The 17,981-nt window shown below is 42.1% G+C and carries 16 protein-coding genes; 8 read left to right on the top strand and 8 right to left on the bottom strand.

The genetic code is table 11. The annotated features are described in order from the left end of the window. Positions 1–767: 767 nt before the first annotated feature. A complete protein-coding gene (locus Q0Y52_RS18130; RefSeq protein WP_297823937.1) occupies positions 768–1,337 on the top strand; it encodes an SPOR domain-containing protein in 570 nt (189 codons plus the stop codon). 209 nt (positions 1,338–1,546) lie between these two features. On the opposite strand, the gene Q0Y52_RS18125 is transcribed toward Q0Y52_RS18130, so the two are convergent. The 6 genes from Q0Y52_RS18125 to Q0Y52_RS18100 all read right to left on the bottom strand — a co-directional run bounded on the left by Q0Y52_RS18125 (position 1,547) and on the right by Q0Y52_RS18100 (position 6,137). Beyond that, positions 1,547–2,797: a helicase RepA family protein gene (locus Q0Y52_RS18125; protein WP_297823936.1), complete on the bottom strand. Its 1,251-nt coding sequence runs from the start codon at positions 2,795–2,797 to the stop codon at positions 1,547–1,549. Continuing rightward, positions 2,798–3,112 (bottom strand): hypothetical protein, encoded by a 315-nt coding sequence (locus Q0Y52_RS18120; protein WP_297823934.1) that lies wholly within the window; start codon positions 3,110–3,112, stop codon positions 2,798–2,800. Further along, positions 3,105–3,326 (bottom strand): AlpA family transcriptional regulator, encoded by a 222-nt coding sequence (locus tag Q0Y52_RS18115; RefSeq protein ID WP_297823933.1) that lies wholly within the window; start codon positions 3,324–3,326, stop codon positions 3,105–3,107. Before Q0Y52_RS18115 ends, Q0Y52_RS18120 begins: the two co-directional genes overlap by 8 nt. A gap of 840 nt (positions 3,327–4,166) precedes the next feature. After that, the gene (locus tag Q0Y52_RS18110) at positions 4,167–4,352 is read right to left on the bottom strand and encodes a hypothetical protein (RefSeq protein ID WP_297823932.1); all 186 of its coding nucleotides are present in this window, start codon (positions 4,350–4,352) and stop codon (positions 4,167–4,169) included. 566 nt (positions 4,353–4,918) lie between these two features. Then, positions 4,919–5,353, bottom strand: a complete 435-nt coding sequence (locus tag Q0Y52_RS18105; RefSeq protein ID WP_297823931.1) for a hypothetical protein — start codon at positions 5,351–5,353, stop codon at positions 4,919–4,921. A gap of 532 nt (positions 5,354–5,885) precedes the next feature. After that, positions 5,886–6,137, bottom strand: a complete 252-nt coding sequence (locus Q0Y52_RS18100; protein WP_297823930.1) for a hypothetical protein — start codon at positions 6,135–6,137, stop codon at positions 5,886–5,888. Positions 6,138–6,512: 375 nt separating this feature from the next. Between Q0Y52_RS18100 and Q0Y52_RS18095 the strand changes: the two genes are divergently transcribed. Next, a complete protein-coding gene (locus Q0Y52_RS18095; protein ID WP_297823929.1) occupies positions 6,513–7,547 on the top strand; it encodes an alpha/beta hydrolase in 1,035 nt (344 codons plus the stop codon). A gap of 33 nt (positions 7,548–7,580) precedes the next feature. Here Q0Y52_RS18095 and Q0Y52_RS18090 read toward each other — a convergent pair whose 3' ends face one another. Continuing rightward, positions 7,581–8,507 (bottom strand): LysR substrate-binding domain-containing protein, encoded by a 927-nt coding sequence (locus Q0Y52_RS18090; RefSeq protein ID WP_297823938.1) that lies wholly within the window; start codon positions 8,505–8,507, stop codon positions 7,581–7,583. Positions 8,508–8,700: 193 nt separating this feature from the next. On the opposite strand from Q0Y52_RS18090, the gene Q0Y52_RS18085 reads away from it, so the two are divergent. The 6 genes from Q0Y52_RS18085 to Q0Y52_RS18060 all read left to right on the top strand — a co-directional run bounded on the left by Q0Y52_RS18085 (position 8,701) and on the right by Q0Y52_RS18060 (position 16,247). After that, entirely contained in the window at positions 8,701–9,711 is a 1,011-nt protein-coding gene (locus Q0Y52_RS18085) for a TAXI family TRAP transporter solute-binding subunit (protein WP_297823928.1), read from the top strand. A 101-nt stretch (positions 9,712–9,812) separates the two neighbouring features. After that, a complete protein-coding gene (locus Q0Y52_RS18080; protein WP_297823927.1) occupies positions 9,813–12,044 on the top strand; it encodes a TRAP transporter permease in 2,232 nt (743 codons plus the stop codon). Further along, on the top strand, positions 12,025–13,287 hold the full coding sequence (locus Q0Y52_RS18075; protein ID WP_297823926.1) for an FAD-dependent oxidoreductase: 1,263 nt from the start codon (positions 12,025–12,027) through the stop codon (positions 13,285–13,287). The genes Q0Y52_RS18080 and Q0Y52_RS18075 overlap by 20 nt, the downstream gene beginning before the upstream one ends. Before the next feature lie 354 nt (positions 13,288–13,641). Next, complete coding sequence (locus Q0Y52_RS18070) at positions 13,642–14,712, top strand: TauD/TfdA family dioxygenase (protein ID WP_297823925.1); 1,071 nt, start codon at positions 13,642–13,644, stop codon at positions 14,710–14,712. Positions 14,713–14,718: 6 nt separating this feature from the next. Beyond that, positions 14,719–15,933, top strand: a complete 1,215-nt coding sequence (locus Q0Y52_RS18065; RefSeq protein WP_297823924.1) for a hypothetical protein — start codon at positions 14,719–14,721, stop codon at positions 15,931–15,933. Positions 15,934–16,028: 95 nt separating this feature from the next. Next, positions 16,029–16,247, top strand: a complete 219-nt coding sequence (locus Q0Y52_RS18060; RefSeq protein WP_297823923.1) for a DUF1330 domain-containing protein — start codon at positions 16,029–16,031, stop codon at positions 16,245–16,247. Between the two features lie 71 nt (positions 16,248–16,318). Here Q0Y52_RS18060 and Q0Y52_RS18055 read toward each other — a convergent pair whose 3' ends face one another. Continuing rightward, a complete protein-coding gene (locus Q0Y52_RS18055) occupies positions 16,319–17,548 on the bottom strand; it encodes an integrase arm-type DNA-binding domain-containing protein (RefSeq protein WP_297823922.1) in 1,230 nt (409 codons plus the stop codon). Positions 17,549–17,981 lie beyond the last annotated feature (433 nt).

Raw genomic sequence — 17,981 nt, 5'->3', positions numbered from 1 at the left:
CCATTTTATTTTATAAGGCGCTGTTTTATAAGATCTTTTTCGTTATTTCAAATAACGGAACCGTCAGATAGACCGTCTTTTGTTTTATTTTTTACCCTAATGCCCTATTGGCTTTCTAGCTGAACTAGGTCTACCTATTAGACCGTTTCAGGCCGTTTAAGTGGCTTGTTAGTTTACCCTACAGTAAGCCGATCCAACACGCTATTACTCTCTATAGTCGCTCCTATAACGCTACCCAATAGTAGGCGTATAATGCTGTCTAGTTAAGCCTCATGACTTGAGCCAGGGCTAAAGAGTTTCATCTTCTGTATGACTTGTATTTAACTCTCTTATTCTTTTTAATTCTCTTATTCTATTTATAGCGTTAGCTTATTGCTTGGCCGGTGTACCCTGTGGTCAATAATGGCATCGCTATTTTGTCCATAAGTACACGGGCTCTAAGGCTTACAATTAGTGTGTATGGTCATTAAATAGTTGGTGAGTGTGTTGGGTTGTTTTTGTAGTAAAGCACTCCGTGCGTGCTTCGGAGTTACGCTACCGCTGCGCTATCGCTTCACTCCTCGCACTACCTGGGTGCTTTACTTAGAGGAGTTGGTGTTTGACTCTGTTAGAAGTCGAGGGAAGTGCTGTCGCTCTTGAAATTGAGAAAGTTATTGAATGGTAAATTGGTGGTAATATTTAATGGCTTCCATGGCTGGTGTTTAACCAAGCGTACAAAATATAAAGATTTTATAAAAAATAGTATTTGAACTAAAGAGGTAGGGTTGGTGATAAAGGATTATGCTCACAAGCCAAAGCTTGACGTTACTACGCCAGGATTACTTCGGCCTATAGTAGTTTTAATAGCTGCTGGAATAATACTAATTGTAGTATTAATAGTAATCCTTTTAAGCGTGAGTATTGATCATAAAATTGATAGGGCTTCTGTGGATCAAGTTGATCTTGTGGTGGCTACAGAGAAGATTGAAGTGGCAAAGCCAATACCCGTTGAGCCACCTATCTCACCAGAGTTTACATATATAAAAATACTACAGCAGGCCGATGTTACGCCAGCTTACGTTAAAGAATATGAGTCTACTGCTAAGGATCCAAATAAGAAGACAGAAAGCCATCTGCAAGTAGCTTCATTTAAGTCTGAGTACGATGCTAAAGAATTACAAAAACTATTAACAATAAAAAAACTACCTAACGTGGAAGTGAGCCAATCTACTACTGAGTCTGGATCTGTTTGGTTCAAGGTAATGGTAGGCCCATTTCAGAACAGGTCGATGCTTAATAAGGCACAGGATATCTTGGTTCAAATGAACTATGCACCATTAGAGTTAAAGAAAAAATAAACTACCTGGGGGCATTCCATAGAATATGTCCCCGTAGGGGCGGAAAGGGTGGAATCCGGAAACCCCTGGTATACGGGGCTTTCAGAGGTGTAAAATTGAGCATTCCGGTCGATTATCAATAACCCCCGGAATGCTCCCATCAAAGCCTTATAAACACTGGTTTCCAGTCCTGGAACGCCTATCTCCGGAATGCGGAATGGTCTAATTACTTATAAAGCTTTACGGTTGATCTTAATGAATCCTCTAGGTGATTTCATACGCCAATAGCCTAAATCCTCATTGCCGTTATTGATAATGGTTGGTTTATTTGGATCCTCCGAAAGCAACTCAATGGCACCGTATGCGGAAGTTGAGGCAACTTGGTTGTCAGTCATAAACTGAGGCAGAAGCGACTTCCAATCACGAGACGCAGCGTTGCCAAATATTCGCTCAAGAGCTTCTGCGACCGATAGGTCACTCCATTTCACCTTGCTTACTGAATTGCTAAAGAGAGGTTTTAAGTTCACAGGGACGGGTACGCCAACATGTTCACCATTGTCTATCAGGCAAGATTCCATTCTAAACCACCATGCATTAACGCATGCTGGAGAGAAGTTTTGTTTTGCAAGATCTAACCTAAAGTGGCGTGATCGTTTCTGGGCATCGAATGTTAGCGCCTTTGCCTCGTCTTTAGACATTGGAGTTAATGTAGCAACAACTCTGACAGCATCCTTAAAAGCAGAAGCACCACGAGCGATATCCGCATTGCCTGCTGAACTACCTTTAGTGTCCTGCTTGCGTGTGTGATGGATCAGTGTGACAGCTGCACCAGTCTTAGCAGCAATCTTACGATAGATAGACATGACCTGATCCATGGCTGTGTTGTCGTTTTCAGGCGCGTTATGGGTCGATACGAACGGGTCTACGATAAGCAAGCCAATCTCTTTGTCGAGCATATATTTGATCAGGTCAGCAGCAAATGCTGTTTCCTTTTGGCATCCCTCACTCATCTCCGAAAGCATGTACTTCTTCTCATAGCCAGATTTGTAAAAAAATGTTTTCTCTAAGCTACTAGTACAAATTCCGAACTGTGTAGTTATACCTGCGATCCTTCGTTTTAACTCATCAAGCGAATCTTCATTGTTGATAATTAGTACGTTAGCCTGCTTACGTACTCCGAGATTTAAAATGTCATTGTTGGACGCAACCGATATCCCTAGAGCAAGGGCTAAGGAGCTTTTACCAACACCTCCAGGGGCCACAAGGCCAGTTATATACGCCTTCAAGCACAGGTGATCTACCAACCACTCTCGTGGTGGTATGTTGGCAATGTCAGCAGTAAAGTTCTTACTAACAGTGGCAGGGTTAAACGTGCTGTTCTTGATGTAACCATTACCTGTGGTATGATTAGTTTGTCCTTTTGGGATAGAGCCCTTTGTTTGCTTGCCGGCGACAAGGGCTTTTTTGTTTATAGCATTCATTTAAATTACCTCATTACTAAATTTCACATTACAGCCAACCACTATGTAGTTGCTGACCCAACACCGAACTTCATTATTGTTATCCAGCACAGAAACTCTTGTGGACTCAATAATCCATCCATCGGCTCTGAGCCCATGAAACTTTTGGCTAATGCCACAGTGGCCTAACTCTCCAAGTTTGATTGTCGAGATACCAGTTCTTCTATTATCAATAAGATCTTGAAGAAAACGGGCAACTGCAGGTGGGTAAGCTACCTCCCGCTGAAAAGCGGGAAGTGTTACTGGTTGGTGTGGCTTGCGTGTGAGCTTACTCATTAGAAGCTCCTCCATCACGTTCTGCAATGCGCTGCTCAACCCATGCGATTACTTCTTGTTCAACCCAAGCCACAGATGTTCCTCCAGGAACCAAGGATATAGGTTTTGGAAACTTCTGCTGTTTAGTTAACAGGTAAATATAGGATCTTGATAGGCTGGTATACGAGCATACTGTCTTGATACGTATGATGCGTTTTTGAACTGGGAGATTCATTTAAGTAACCTTTTAAAAGGTCTAGCTCAAATAAAAAAGGCTCTGAGCTAGACGAATAATATTAGCCTCAAAAAAGAGACATACTCGTTTGCTCAGAGCCTGCATCGGGTGATACTTAATCTCTATGACGTGCTACTGCGTAACATTGGTCACTAAAGGCTAAGCCACTGCTTCAACACTGAAGTTGTTCTCACTTTATCTAGATATATCTTTGGGTCTGTCAATATATCGTCGTCGTTTAAAAGAACTGTTTTTTATTTAGCAAGACAATATTTTACGATAAAGACAGCATAATATCAACATAAAAGTATAAAAATGAAAAATATAATAGTAATTTTATTATTTTTAGTAAAAATACTATGATCACTAAAAATACAACCATCTAAAAATCAACATATGGACTGTTAGCTAGAATTTTTTCCTATACTCAAATGTTGATTCATGGCGTAACTTTAGCTTTCAGTATTTATTTTATTTAGCTAAAAGTTCTTTGCTCACAAATTCTGTCTTTTTCGACTAAACACTGTCCACAATGCCCGTATGCTTGACCTGTGTTTATTGATAACTTACCTTGGTCTTTGACACTGTTAGAAATAGAGGGAAGTGTTGTTGGCCTGTAACATGAGAAACTTTAACTGAGCTAAGTTGGCAGTAATACTTTATGGCTTCCGTGGTTAGTTTTTTAAGTAAATATATTAAATGTTTCATATTTATCAATAATAGTATTTAAAGCATAAGGTCTGGGTTAGGCTCGGCTATCTGTATACTTTAGTGTTTTCTTGGTAAATATCGGAAACTATCTTATTTTAAAAAAAGCTACCTAGGAGGTAGCTGGTGGATTTACTTATAAAGGAGGGCTAAGTGGTGATCCCTCTCTTCTTGGGTGGTATTGAGGTTGTTGAGCTCGGTTATGGCCTCGTCAATGGATTCTTGCAGGCTTTGGTTTAAGGAAACTTCTAAAACTTGCAAAGCTTTGTTTGCCGTTATGCCGGATCTGTCAAAGGTCTTACGAAATATTTTGAACATAGTGTTCTCCTGATGGGTTATTGGTTGTGAGGGTAAACAGGCCGAGGTCGGCCATTGATACTACGGTTTGGGTAGCGGTTCCAGGGCCATTCGTAGAAGAGGAGTAGTGATAGTGGGTTATTAATGGCTCGGAGTGGAGTTTAAGTCTGATTAACCTTAAGCATCCCTTACCTTATGGGAACATGGCTAAGAACTAGCTAACTGTGGGAATGTGTCTAGTGTTTAAGTGTTGGTGTTTATAATGATTCTTTAGGGTAAGACCCCCGGGGGGTATCTTGGTTTGAGGAGAGTGTGACCTTTAGTACTTGGCTCGTAAGCAAATGTTATATTTCCTGTAACACCTGCGGATTAACCAGTATAGGTGACTATGAAATAACCAAAACTATAGCGTAATAGTAATAACACAGCATGTCAGTTACCGCAGTGGCAATCGCATATCGTTTTTGGAGTTATGTTCAAAAGAGATGATGCGAGTAACGATGATTCAATTAGAAAATTAGTAAGTATTGCTATACTCACCTCTTTCAATTCAATCCCCCTACCACTGGTTTTGGTTACATTGACATTCAGTCACCTAACGAATCTATGTAACGTTTTGCTTCGTCCTGTGACGGGAACGAATCTCCCCCAACAAACCATGTCTTTTCCTGCCTGTAGACTTTCACACCTCTGTAATCAAAGAAATAGGGAGTTCTTACACCCGAAGTTTTATTGGCTATTATGTCAGACTTCGTAACTTGTCTCATTTGATGAATCGCTGAACCTTTCGGTATTTCACTGGCTATTATTTCAGCAAGTTCCGATTCGTCTTTTAATGATTGGACTCTGTATTTAAGGTAAAGGCTATATGCCATATCCTCAGCCCCATTAGAGTCAGCCAAGGCTTTTCCCCATATACCAGGTCTCTTTATTCCCGATTGAACCTCACTTAAAACCTTCTCATACAAAAGCTCTTCCGAAAGCCTACCAATCGCAAACTTTGATTTTATTTTCTTAAACATACATGTAATTACCCAAACAGATCTCAGTTCTAACCAATGATAAAGTTGGTGCAGCATAATCTCTTGATTTAGATTGAGCCACTTGTAAAAAAATGGTCGTGGGTGGCCATTCCTAGCATGGCAATAATCACCAAGTCATTATCGCATCCACCTTATGAATACTACTTCCAAAAGATCATATTTGATACAGGAAGAATTCTGAGTTTGGCTCTAGTCAAAAAAAGACAACCACCAAGTAATCCCTTAAATTCAGACTATACTAAACGCCATTAGGTTTCTAGTAATCTTAAACTGGGTAACATGCATTTGGTCATTTTAGTTTTGAGTAGCAATCATAGCTATTTAGTCGCCAGTGCACTTTGAAAACTCTCAAATAAAAGTGTCCTTTCTAGGTTGACCAGAACATGCCTACGATGACTAAAAATTATGGGAAATGCTGCAACTAAGCTTGCAGGGATTTGATATAGCCAGCCTAAAGAACGCAGGACTGAGTAACATGACTATCTGGATTTGTTAAACGCCAGCTAAATAATTAAAACGGCCATTTTTCGCGTATTTTACTGTGATCTTCTAGAACTAATTCTAATTCATGCCCTAAATTATACACGCCATCAAGTTTGCCTTTACTTCTAAAGTGCCTAACTGTTTTATCCAATATATAGTCATTAATTTCAGAGTCGGTCACATACTTTTCATAGCAAGACATTATTAGCCGTATGGCATTAGTAGAGTCATTAGCGCTGCTAAAAATTGTGGCCACATTTTTTAAAGTGATTATTCCCATGTTTTGTTCCATAGTAATCTCGCTCTTTTCATTGATATTATTAGTATTTATGGGCAGATAATTTTTCATTATTCAAAAATAAAGCATTCAACGTCTGCCTTCTTCCATCATCAATTAAGCACCTTGTGGCCCATCTGAGGACTGCATTCGATCATTTAACACTGTAACGCACCCAACGTACATTAGCTCTGCTTAAAAATTGCTGCAAGGCTAAAAATCAGAATTCATCCTTTATCTATAACAATCTTACGTTGGCAGTGTCTATCATAAAGCTTAAGTTGTTCGAGGTGGTTATGCTGAATTTCTGCATTAGGGTTGTTTGTTTGTTGAGCGCTTCGTTGATTGCGACGCACGCATTGTCTCAAGGTATATAAAATGTCTAGACTTCTCAAGTACTGTTTATATCTGTTGTTATTGCTTATGACCCCCCTAGTAATCTATGTTTATTTAAACATAGCTCCAGATAAATCTGTTGAAGAACTTAGCCAACGATGGGGCCATGAACCCTCTCAATTTTTAAATATCGCTGGCATGAATATTCACTTAAGAGACGAAGGCCCAAAGACTGACAATGAACCCATAGTTTTAATACATGGCACAAGTGCGTCATTGCATACTTGGAATGGTTGGGTTGATGCATTAAAAGAAAACCGCAGGGTTATTCGTTTCGATTTACCCACATTTGGGTTAACTGGGCCAGATCCAAAAAATAATTACAAAATTGAGCGCTACGCTGAAGTAGTTATAGCAGTGCTAGACGAGCTAAAAGTTAAAAAAGTCGTATTGGGAGGTAATTCTTTAGGTGGTCATGTTTCTTGGGCAACGGCTGTGCTGTATCCTAACAGGGTATCTAAATTAGTATTAGTAGATTCCAGTGGATACACGTTCCAGCTTACATCAGTTCCGCTAGCATTTCAATTAGCACAACATCCCCTAACCAGGGTGCTGTTAAAGGATGTTTTACCTAAATCACTAGTAGCGGTTAGCGTTAAAAATGTATATGGCAACCCTGATTTAGTTACTGACGAGTTAGTTAACCGATACTACGATTTATCTCTTCGAGAGGGTAACCGTAATGCGTTAAAGGCACGGTTTGAACAAATGTCACCGGGATTTTTAGTAGATAAACTTAAAACAATTAATGTCCCCACGCTTATCATATGGGGAGGGAAAGACCAGTTGATTCTTCCCAAGTTTGGAAAACAATTTAATCAAGACATAGCTAACAGTCACTTGGTTGTTTTTAAGGATCTAGGTCATGTGCCACACGAGGAAGATCCTCAAGCAACCGTATTAGCAGTAAAGCTCTTCTTGAAAGGGAATAAATGGAAGCAAAGTTTACTAATGCCATTTTTTGGCATTAGAAGGTCCATAAGACCTTTGCCAACAGGCTCTGTTGCTATCACATAGCTGTGATATGAATATTTTATTAAACTCACTAAGCTATACAGGTTCGGCTAAAATATCCTGTACATATTGCTGCCAGTTATGTAAAAAATCTTCCGCAACTAACGATATAGGTAGGTGGAGCGGCGTTAAAATGCCAATGCTATAGCTAGTGGCTGGCGCAAAAGGTCGAAAAACAACCGTTTTGTTGGTTGCTCGTTGCTGCATAAGTTCATAGCCTCGAGCGCTTAATTTATCGAGTACCACACACGCTTGACCAGCGGCTACATATTCAAGCAAAGGTATAAAATACTGAGCGGTAAAGCGGACGTTAAAGTTTGCACCCTGTTCATGGAATGCGGCTTTAATATTTTGTACTACTTTCACTTCTGAGTGCAGCGACCCCATTGGTACATTGTTCAAATGGGTTGGTGTAATGGTGGCTTCTGCTGCGAGAGGGTGGTCAATAGGTAGGGCGCAAACACATTCCGAAGTGAAATTCATACTATTAAAAAGCTGACTATCCGCAACACTGAAGTCTATGTCGCAAAAGCCAATATCGTAGGTTTGAGAGGACATTAAGCTGCGAATATGGGGACTACTTCGAGTAGCTATAGCAATTTTAACGTCTGCTTTTTGTGCTACATATTTGCTGATGAAATTAGGTAATAAAAATGACGAAGGGCCAGGCATAGATACAATACGAATTGAACCTTGAACTCGCTCACGCATCAAGGCAATATTTTGCTGTGTAGTGCGGCAGCGATCCAAAATTTCTACTGCTTCTGTGAGTAAATAGTGGGCTTCAGGCCTGGGTACTAAACGCCGGCCTTCACGTTTAAACAAAACGATATCCAAGCTATTTTCAAGATTTTTTAAGCTAGCAGTGATCGCTGGTTGAGAGCGATGTAAGGTTTTTGCGGCGCCATTAAGAGAACCGCTTTTCATAACTTCTCTAAACACCTTAAGCTGTTGTATATTCATAATATTCATAATATTCATAATATTCATATCAATAAAATCTTTAAAAATACCACTTTTTTGAATTTGTGTATATCCACCTCAGGTAATAGACTGTTAAGCGCCATGATTAACTCATGCCACTCACAGACAGAATCAGCGCCTAAAAGCTTGAACTCTGGTTGTGTAGAATTAAAATAACAAAAGGATTACCCATATGAAATTACTTCGACAACTCACCGGCATAGCGATGGCATGCACTTTTTTAAGTGGTTCCGTTGCTGCACAGGAAATGACCTTCTTCCGCATTGGTACAGGTGGTGCTGGGGGCACTTACTTCCCCATTGGTGGCATCATTGCTAACGCGATATCCAATCCACCGGGATCGCGCGCCTGTGATAAAGGCGGTAACTGTGGTGTGCCAGGATTAGTAGCTATGGCCCAATCTACCAATGCCTCGGCGCACAACGTAAATGCAATCCAGGCTGGTCAAATGGAAGCAGGTTTGTCGGGAGCTGCCACCTTGCATTATGCATATAACGGTGTCGGTAAATACGAAGGCAATGCCAAACCAGACCTACGTATTATTGCTAACCTATACCCTGAGGACCTGCATTTGGTATTGCCAAAGGGTAAGACTTTGTCTGGCTTGAGTGCCCTCAAGGGTAAACGGGTAGGTATTGCACAAGCTGGATCTGGTACTCAAATCGCTGTCGAGTTGATCATAGCTGATCATGATGTGAACCGTGACAACATTGACGAAGCTGAGTTGGGTAACAATCAAAGTGCGGAACGCCTTGCTGATGGCCAACTGGATGCTTACTTTTACGCAGCGGGAACCCCAGTTGCTGCTATGATCCAGTTGGACAGTACTAAAGGCATGGAGCTGTATTCCTTTACCGAAGCCGAGGTGAAGCAAGCCAATAAATCTGTACCTTACTACATCCCCTCTTCCATCCCTAAGGGCACTTATGCGGGTGTTAACTACGATGTAAATACCGTTGCAGTAAGTGGCATTTTTGTGACCAACGCAAATCAAGATGAAGAGTTGATCTATCAAATAACTAAAGCCATGTGGTCTAAAACTGCGCGTAAGTTGCTTGATAACGGCCATGCTAAGGGCAAGGTTATAACCGTTGAAACTGCTCTGGATGGAGTAGCGGGTATTGGTGTGCCATTGCATGCCGGTGCAGAACGTTTCTACCGTGAAATGGGATTAATAGATTAACCTAGGTCTAATCTAGGTCCCGCATTGTTTTAATGTGCTTTTGGGCCGCCCTTTTCAGGCGGCCCATTTTTTCATGAATTTCCCGATTGGAACTGACGATCATGCAACTTGACACAAAAATAGACAATAGGGCTCAAGAGGAACTCGAAAAGAAATACGATACCGCCCTAAATACGCGTGATAATGGCCCTAGCTTCAGGAGGTTTGTTTATATAGCAACATTATTATTTGCGCTCTATCACTTTTGGACTGCAGGTTTCGGTACCCCTGTAGACTATGTACATATGGGAATCCATTTATCAGGATTATTTTTTTTTATCTTTGTGGGTTTCCCGTTATTAAAAACAGCTTCAGCATTAAAGTATAAAGGCCCCTCTATTTGGACGCCGGGCAATGTGCCACTGTATGACTGGGCTATTTTGCTGTTGGCCATTACTGCTTCACTATTTTTGTGGTTTAGCTGGCGTGGTTTTGATGGGTTTGGAATACAAGTTTCTGAACAAACTATGCGTCAAGGCAACCCCAGTACAATAGATGTGGTACTTGGCAGTATCTTGGTTCTAGCGGTGTTAGAAATTACTCGGCGTACCATTGGTTTCGTGTTGCCAATGATCATTTTGGTATTCGCAGGATATGCGCTGTTAGGGCCTTATATTCCCCTTCAAATCTTGCGTCATCCTGGTGTCGATTGGCATCAATTTGTTAACAACATGTACTTCCCCTCAGAGGGCATATTTGGGGTCACGCTGTGGGTTGTTTCAACAGTAGTATTCCATTTTGTGCTGTTTGGTGTGGTCGCACAGCGAATGGGTCTAGGACAATTCTTTGTTGACAATGCCATGATATTGGCCGGTCGATATACCGGTGGCCCAGCCAAAGTATCCGTCGTTTCCTCTGCCTTTTTTGGCACTATTTCTGGATCTTCAATTGCTAACACGGTATCTACTGGATCGCTCACTATCCCCAACATGAAAAAGATGGGTTACCCAGCCCATTTTGCTGGTGGCGTTGAGGCCGCATCCAGTGCCGGTGGACAAATCACACCACCCATTATGGGTGCAGCCAGCTTTTTGATGGCTGAGTATTTAGAAGTTCCCTATACAACTATTGTGATTGCTGCCATTGTTCCTGCCGCGATGCACTACATCGGTGTTATGTCTATAGTGCATTTCACAGCTAAGCGATTAGGTTTGTCTACTTATACAAAGGAACAATTGCCAAAATTTGTACAAGTTTGGCGTCAAGGATGGCGTACCGCCATTCCATTAGTAGCTTTGCTTTTAGTATTGTTTAGTGGGTATTCCCCTAATATGGCTGCCTTTATTGGCTTAGCCTTGTGCGTTGTGGTTGGCTTTAGTGGCTTAGATAAGCCGTTAACGCTGTTTGCGCCTTTTGCGTTGTTAGCTTATATATTTTGGAAAGCATCTCCATATTCTGGAGGGGGCTACAGCCCAAGTGTGGCAGGTATATTATCGGCTCTAACTTTAATTAGTTGTCTCCATCGTAACAAACTGCAAAGTTTTCGAGCCTTGTTTGATAGCTTTCATGTAGGTGTGCAATATGCCCTCCCCGTAGGAGCCGCATGTGCAGCTGTAGGTATTGTTGTTGGTGTTATCAATACCACAGGCATTGGCTTCCGTTTAGGTTTTATGGTGACTGGAAGTGCCGCTGATATGGCCAGTTGGCTGGCGCCACTGCTGGACTGGACGAGCATAGATGCTTTTTCCCAAAGCGCGTTACAACAGTTTTTGTCGTTAGTGCTAATTGCCTTGGCCTGTATTCTAATGGGCGCAGGGCTACCCACTACGGCGCTTTATATCATGTTGGTTTCTGTCGCTCAACCCGCGCTGTCCAATCTAGGTGTGCCACCCTTAGCTACTCACATGTTTGTGCTCTATTACGGCGTTATTTCAGAAATTACCCCGCCGGTTTGTGCATCAGCGTACGCTGCTGCAGGCATTGCAGGAGCCAATCCATTTCGCACAGGTATGAGCGCATTCAGTCTTGGCTTGGGTAAATTGTTAGTCCCCATGGTTTTTGTATATGCACCGACCATGCTTATAGTATTGCCAGAGTACTTCACTCTCGGGTCATTCTTGCAGGTGTCTATTACTTGCGCACTAGGAGTGTTTGTTATTGCGACTGCTGTATCTGCATACTTTCTGGCGCCATTACGCCATATTTGGCGTATATCAATAGCAGTAGGTGGTCTATTGTTAGTAGCGCCAAGCGGCAACTCTGACTTGGTAGGCTTATGTATAGTTGCGCTTATTTTCGCCCAGCAATGGCTTTCTGCAAAAAAGGAACTCAAAAGTGCAGCAGACTATAGCTAGACCTGATGGACGAGATATTATTATCATTGGCGCAGGCATTATTGGCCTTTGCTCAGCAATTGAATTACTCCAAAAGGGGTTTCAAGTCACCATAGTCGACAAAGCAGAGCCTGGGCAGGGAGCCTCATACGGCAATGCGGGTGTTATTTCACCTTGGTCGATTGTGCCTCAATCGCTACCAGGTATGTGGCGAAAAGTGCCTAGCTGGCTAATGGACCCATTAGGCCCAGTCACCGTGTCACCGGGTTACTCTGTGCGCATGGCCTATTGGGGTGCTCGGTTTTTACTCCAGGGGCGGCGAACGCAAGTCGAAAAAAACTCTCAAGCTATGGCTAGTTTAATCAGTGATTGTATTCCTTTATATCAACAACTTCTGGCCGATACAGGATCTCAAGATTTACTGCGTGATAGCTACTACGTACATGCCTATCGGAATGAAAAAGAAGCGAACCTAAACAGCTTAGACTACCAAATTCGCATTAAAAACGGTGCAGATATACAGCGCTATAATAGGCAACAACTAAGACAGTTAGAACCTGCTCTATCCACAGATTTTGCTGCTGCAATTGTCATTAAAGGCCAAGCCCGGCTTACTAATCCTGGACGTTTGGGACAGGTTTTAGCTAATAAAGTACAGCTTTTAGGTGGTAAGTTGATTCAGAGTCAAGTCAGCAGTTTTAGGCCCAATGTGAGTGGTGGTTGGGACTGTTTTTATGATGAAAAATCTCACCCATCTAGCCAATTACTGGTGGCAGCAGGAGCCTGGTCGTCTGATTTGCTGCGCCCCCTGGGTATTAAAGTACTGATGGAAAATGAACGTGGGTATCATATTTCCTACCCTGATGTTGATATGCAGTTAAACAACTCCATTATGGACGCGGACATGAAATTCGTGGCTTCACAAATGGAAGATGGACTGCGCATTGCAGGCACTGCAGAATTTGACGATAAGAATGCGCCTCCTAACCCTAAACGGGTGGCTGACTTGGCCACCTTGGCTAATAAAATGTTTCCTGAACTAGGGCAATCCAATTTTCAATCATGGGTTGGCGTCCGCCCATCATTACCAGATAGCTTGCCTTGTCTTGGCAAAGTGCAAGGGATGCCTGGTTTATACGTCGCTTTTGGGCACTGTCACTATGGCATGATGATGGCTCCTCAGTCAGCAAAACTTATTGCGCAGTCGATAACGCATGAGATTGATGAAGAGTTGTTAAAAGATTTTCGTCTCAACCGTTTTTAAAGGAAGAATATGAAAAAGGTCCTTGGTGGGAAAAATATTTGTGGTGTCTCAATCGGCGTTTTAGCGCTTGAAAGTTACTTCCCGAAGCCGCCAAGGGCATATCAAAAATCCATCAAGTCTGCCGTTCACAGCCTGTTATGAAATATTGCAGGGTATCTCTGTACCTGACCTGCTTTATCGCCTGACGCCAGCCATGGAAAATAAAATTTGGAGGCAGTTCGTTCACTTGAGATGCAAGGTGTTAAAGCGATTTCTGGCCAACCTGCCATTTTTAGTTATCAAGAAAGCTTGATAAATTAGCACTACCTCATAACCAAAACTAAGCTGTGTTCGCTTCCAAATGGGAAAATTAACATGAAAAGTTGGCCTCATCAAAATTTAACTGACTTACCACAGTGCCTAACGGGCCCATCAGCATGGCTTGGCAAAGATATGGCACGCAACACCCAAGCGTGGTTATACCGCCTTACCACAGAAGATATTGTTGATTTGGAAAAGGCAGCTAACTCCTTTTTAAGCCTTGGCATTGACGTGGGTGAAATCACTAAAGAGACCTTTCCTCTGACCACTTTTCTCCCGCATATTGATAGGTTAAGCAAAACACTCTTAAGGGGCGTTGGTGTGGAAGTTTTACGTGGTTTGAACATATCAAATTACTCCCAAAAATTTACTGCAGCTATTTTCTGTGGGTTAGGTTCGCACATAGGAAGAGCACGTTCGCAAAATTCTGATGGGCATATTCTAGGGCACGTACGTGACGTTGGGGCAGATGCAAATGACCCGAACAGCCGTATTTATCAAACCTGTGATCGTCAAACATTTCATACAGATAGTGCCGACGTAGTTGGCCTAGTGTGTATCAGAAAGGCAAAAGAAGGTGGGCGTTCTTTATTAGTGAGTGCTGAAACAATTTATAACCGCATGAAGGCAGAGCGCCCAGACCTATTGGAAAAACTGTTTGATCCAATAGCAACAGATCGTCGAGGTGAAATTCCTGAAGGTGAAAAGCCATTCATGGAGATCCCTGTTTTAAGTTGGAATCAAGGCTATCTTACCGTTTTCTATCAAAGGCAATATATTGACAGTGCGCAACGATTTAGCGAAGCTATGAAATTAACCCCTAAGCATATTGAAGCACTAGATATGTTTGATACCTTGGCAAACGACCCTAACCTTTATTTTGGTATGCAGCTGGAACCCGGTGATATGCAATGGGTATATAACCATTCTCAGCTTCATGATCGTGCGGGGTTTTTAGACTGGCCCACCCCCACCAAGCGACGTCATTTAATGCGCTTGTGGCTGTCTATGCCCGATGACCGCCCATTACCAGAGTATTACAAGCAGCGTTATGGCTCAATTGAAATTGGCAATCGAGGTGGCATTATCACCAAAGAAACTAAATTGTATGCGCCATTGGATTAGCCTGCTATGAATACAATTTCCCATTGCCAATTAATCGGTACTGGCACTGCCGGACTTTGCTTTGTCATTGCGCTTGTTAATAAAGTCAAACAAGCACAAGAACCTAAAAAACTAAAATACCAGGCCCTACTAGATTCGCTAATAGCGATCGAAGGTAATCACCAACCTGGCGGTGTATTAGGTAATTATCAAATCAATGCCAATACTGACGCTGACGAAATTGTCAGTTGCTTACTTGATGATACACCATTCAGCAATTTGCGTGATTATTATTTACAACAGCCTGAAGTGCATCAACCATTGATAACGTTGCCCAAAGTGGGAAAGTTAATGCTTGAGCCAATCGCCAATATAATTACCTCATTGTTGGGTGATAATTTATTGCTCGATACAGAGGTCACACGCGTTGAAATCAGTAAAAATGAATGCAAAAGTTATGGTAGTCACGACCAATTATTAGTGAGCAGTCAAAAAATGGTTCTTTGTTGTGGTGGCAAAGAAGAATTATTAAAAGACCTTTTGCCATGGCGACAAAAAACCGTTTTTACAGGCCCATTTTTACAGACGAAAGATGCCAGTTTACTGCCTCATCAGCAGGGTAGTATATTGATTGTTGGGTCTTCTCACAGCAGTTTCTCGGCGGCTTGGCGTTTGCTTAATGATCCAGTACTATCATTGTATGCCAAAGGTAGAGATATAATCATGCTGCAAAGAAACCCGTTGGTTAAACTTCGTTGTACTCCAGAATTTGCGCATCAAAATCAATTGCCTTTTGATGACATCGATGATGTCTGTCCTGTCAGCGGACTGGTTTACCGTAATGCAGGATTGCGCAAAGACGCCAAGGCGCTATATATCCAAATAAAAAAAGGGATTGAAAAGCGTGTCCGTCTTGAACCCATGGCAGCAATTTCTGATGCCAAACATCTGTTGGATAATGCGGCACTAATTATCCAGTGTACGGGGTTCCGAGCAAACTTACCTAAAATAACTCTGAACGGTGTTACCCAAAAAGTAAGGCAGCGTTCAAATTTTGGTGAATTAAGTGACATTAAATCTGGAGCAGCAATACCTAACCTATTTGGTTTCGGCTTGGGTATTCAAATCATTCCTGAAGGTGATTATCGAGGAGAAAACAGTTTTAATGGTAGTTCTGATGGTGTTTTACCATACCCAAATGCTGTCGCACCGGTCATTATCGACCAATTAATCCAAGACTGATTTCAATATAGTATCCTGTCCAAAAACAGTTGTAATTTAAGACTGATCCACTGCGACCAAAAGCGCGATGGCTGTTAACCTGTGAGAAAAACACTATGCCAGCTTTTTTAATTGTTCACTCAAAGCTTACAGACTCGGACGCATTTGAGCATTATGTAAAGGCTGCAGGGACTTCTTTGGAGCGTTACCAAGGCACTTATTTGCTTGGGGGAAGCCTTAGTGAAGTTTTGGAAGGTTCGCATGATAAAGATCGCACAGTTATTTTTCAGTTCCCCAGCATCGAAGATGCAAAAAGCTGGTACAAAAGTGAATAATATCAGAGCGTTAAGCCCTTAAGAGAGCATACGGGGAAAATTGACTTTGTGTTGGTCAACTCCTTTTGAGTTTAATTGCTTGGGAAGTGGCTATACGGATTGTTAAGTAAGTTGTCTATGTAGTCAGCCCACTTCGTCATCATATTAGTCCTTAAGGGCATTAGCTCTGCTTTGTTGTAGGTGCTTCTAACAATGTTCTGGGTTACGTGAGCCATTTGAAGTTCTATAGCGTCAGCAGGGTATTCAAGTTCATTTAGCATGGTGCTGGCAGTATGTCTGAAGCCATGACTTGTCATAAAGCCAGTACCAAAGGCTTTGCCTGTTCTAGGGTCAATCATTCGTCTAATGGCGTTGGTGGTTGCGCTCTCACCTATGGGCTTGTTCTTCCCTATGCCGATGGTTGACATAAACACGTACTCGAGCTCGCCTGTGTGCTTGTGTGCTTCGTTTAAAATGGCTAAGGCTTGGTTTGCAAGAGGGACTTTAAGCTCCTTGCCCATCTTCATGGCTTCCTTAGGTATGGTCATCAAGGCTTCATCAAAATCAATGTACGCCCACTTCATAAAGCGGATGTTTTTAGGTCTCAGGAAGACTAACGGCATAAGCTTTAATGCAAGGGTGACTGCTGTGTCTCGATCAGGATCTGGCTTGTAAATTTGTTGGAGTAATATTTTAAAATCATCAACGCTTGTGATATGTCCAAAGTTAGACTTTGTTTTAATGTCTGGTATGGGTATGAGTTCGGTTAATCCACTAGCCGGGTTGGCTTCAATGTCACCCAGTATGAACGCTTCGTTGAATACCTTTCGCAGTATGCCTGCCATGCGGAAGGCAGTTTCCCTTGCACCCCTGTTAGTCATCTTTTCGATAATTTTAAACAGATCTCTAGTTGTATAGTTTGTAAGACATTTACTATCCATATAAGGGTATAGGTTTTTCTCAATTCGTTGGACTAGATCTTTTCTGGTGGGTTCAGCTAGATTCTGTTTGCTGAGCCATGCTTTGCAGCGAGTGCTAAACAGGATGCTGCTGCCGGCTCCTTGGTTCTTTATGGTTGTAGGGTTGGCCCCAGTCTTTGCTAGCCGCCTAGCGGCTGTATGTGCATCTCTAGCTTCTGCCAGGGATGTCTCAGGGTATGTGCCTATTGTATGGGTCAGGCGCTTGCCACCCAGCCTGTAATCGTATTTCCATGCCTTGGATCCAGTGGGCCGTACAATCAGAGATAACCCACCTTGATCGGTTAACCTGTATTGCTTGTCCTTGGGCTTTGCATTCTTGACTTGAGTGTTTGTAAGGGCCATTTGATGCCACTCCTTAATATAACGAGACCGTCATCGAGACCGTCAAAAGTAGTGGATAGTATAATACACAAATCACAGTAAATACATTAAACTGTTATAAAACAAGGGTATGTAGAGTGTGTAGTGGACAGTATAATACACATAATACATACGAATGGCGTTTCTCGGGCGCGCCATTTTCTAGAGTTGTTGCACTGATTCAAATGTGTTTCAAATGAGGGCTAAAAGCCACTCTTAAACAAAGACTTGCTGAAAAGCAGGTCTTTTTTTGCCTAAAATTTAACCCTTCCCTTACGTTTCATTTCAGGACTGTGCAAAGAATCGTGCAAAGAATCTACCGCACCGGACACTAACCCCGACTTGACCTAGTGCGCATCTTTCTATAATAAGAAGGGTAGCTTAGGAGAAATCCATGAATGACATGCAAATGTTG

Origin of the sequence: uncultured Paraglaciecola sp. (assembly GCF_943787955.1) — a bacterium.
In the GTDB taxonomy this organism is placed as follows: domain Bacteria; phylum Pseudomonadota; class Gammaproteobacteria; order Enterobacterales; family Alteromonadaceae; genus Paraglaciecola.
This window is presented reverse-complemented; position numbering and strand designations above follow the sequence as displayed.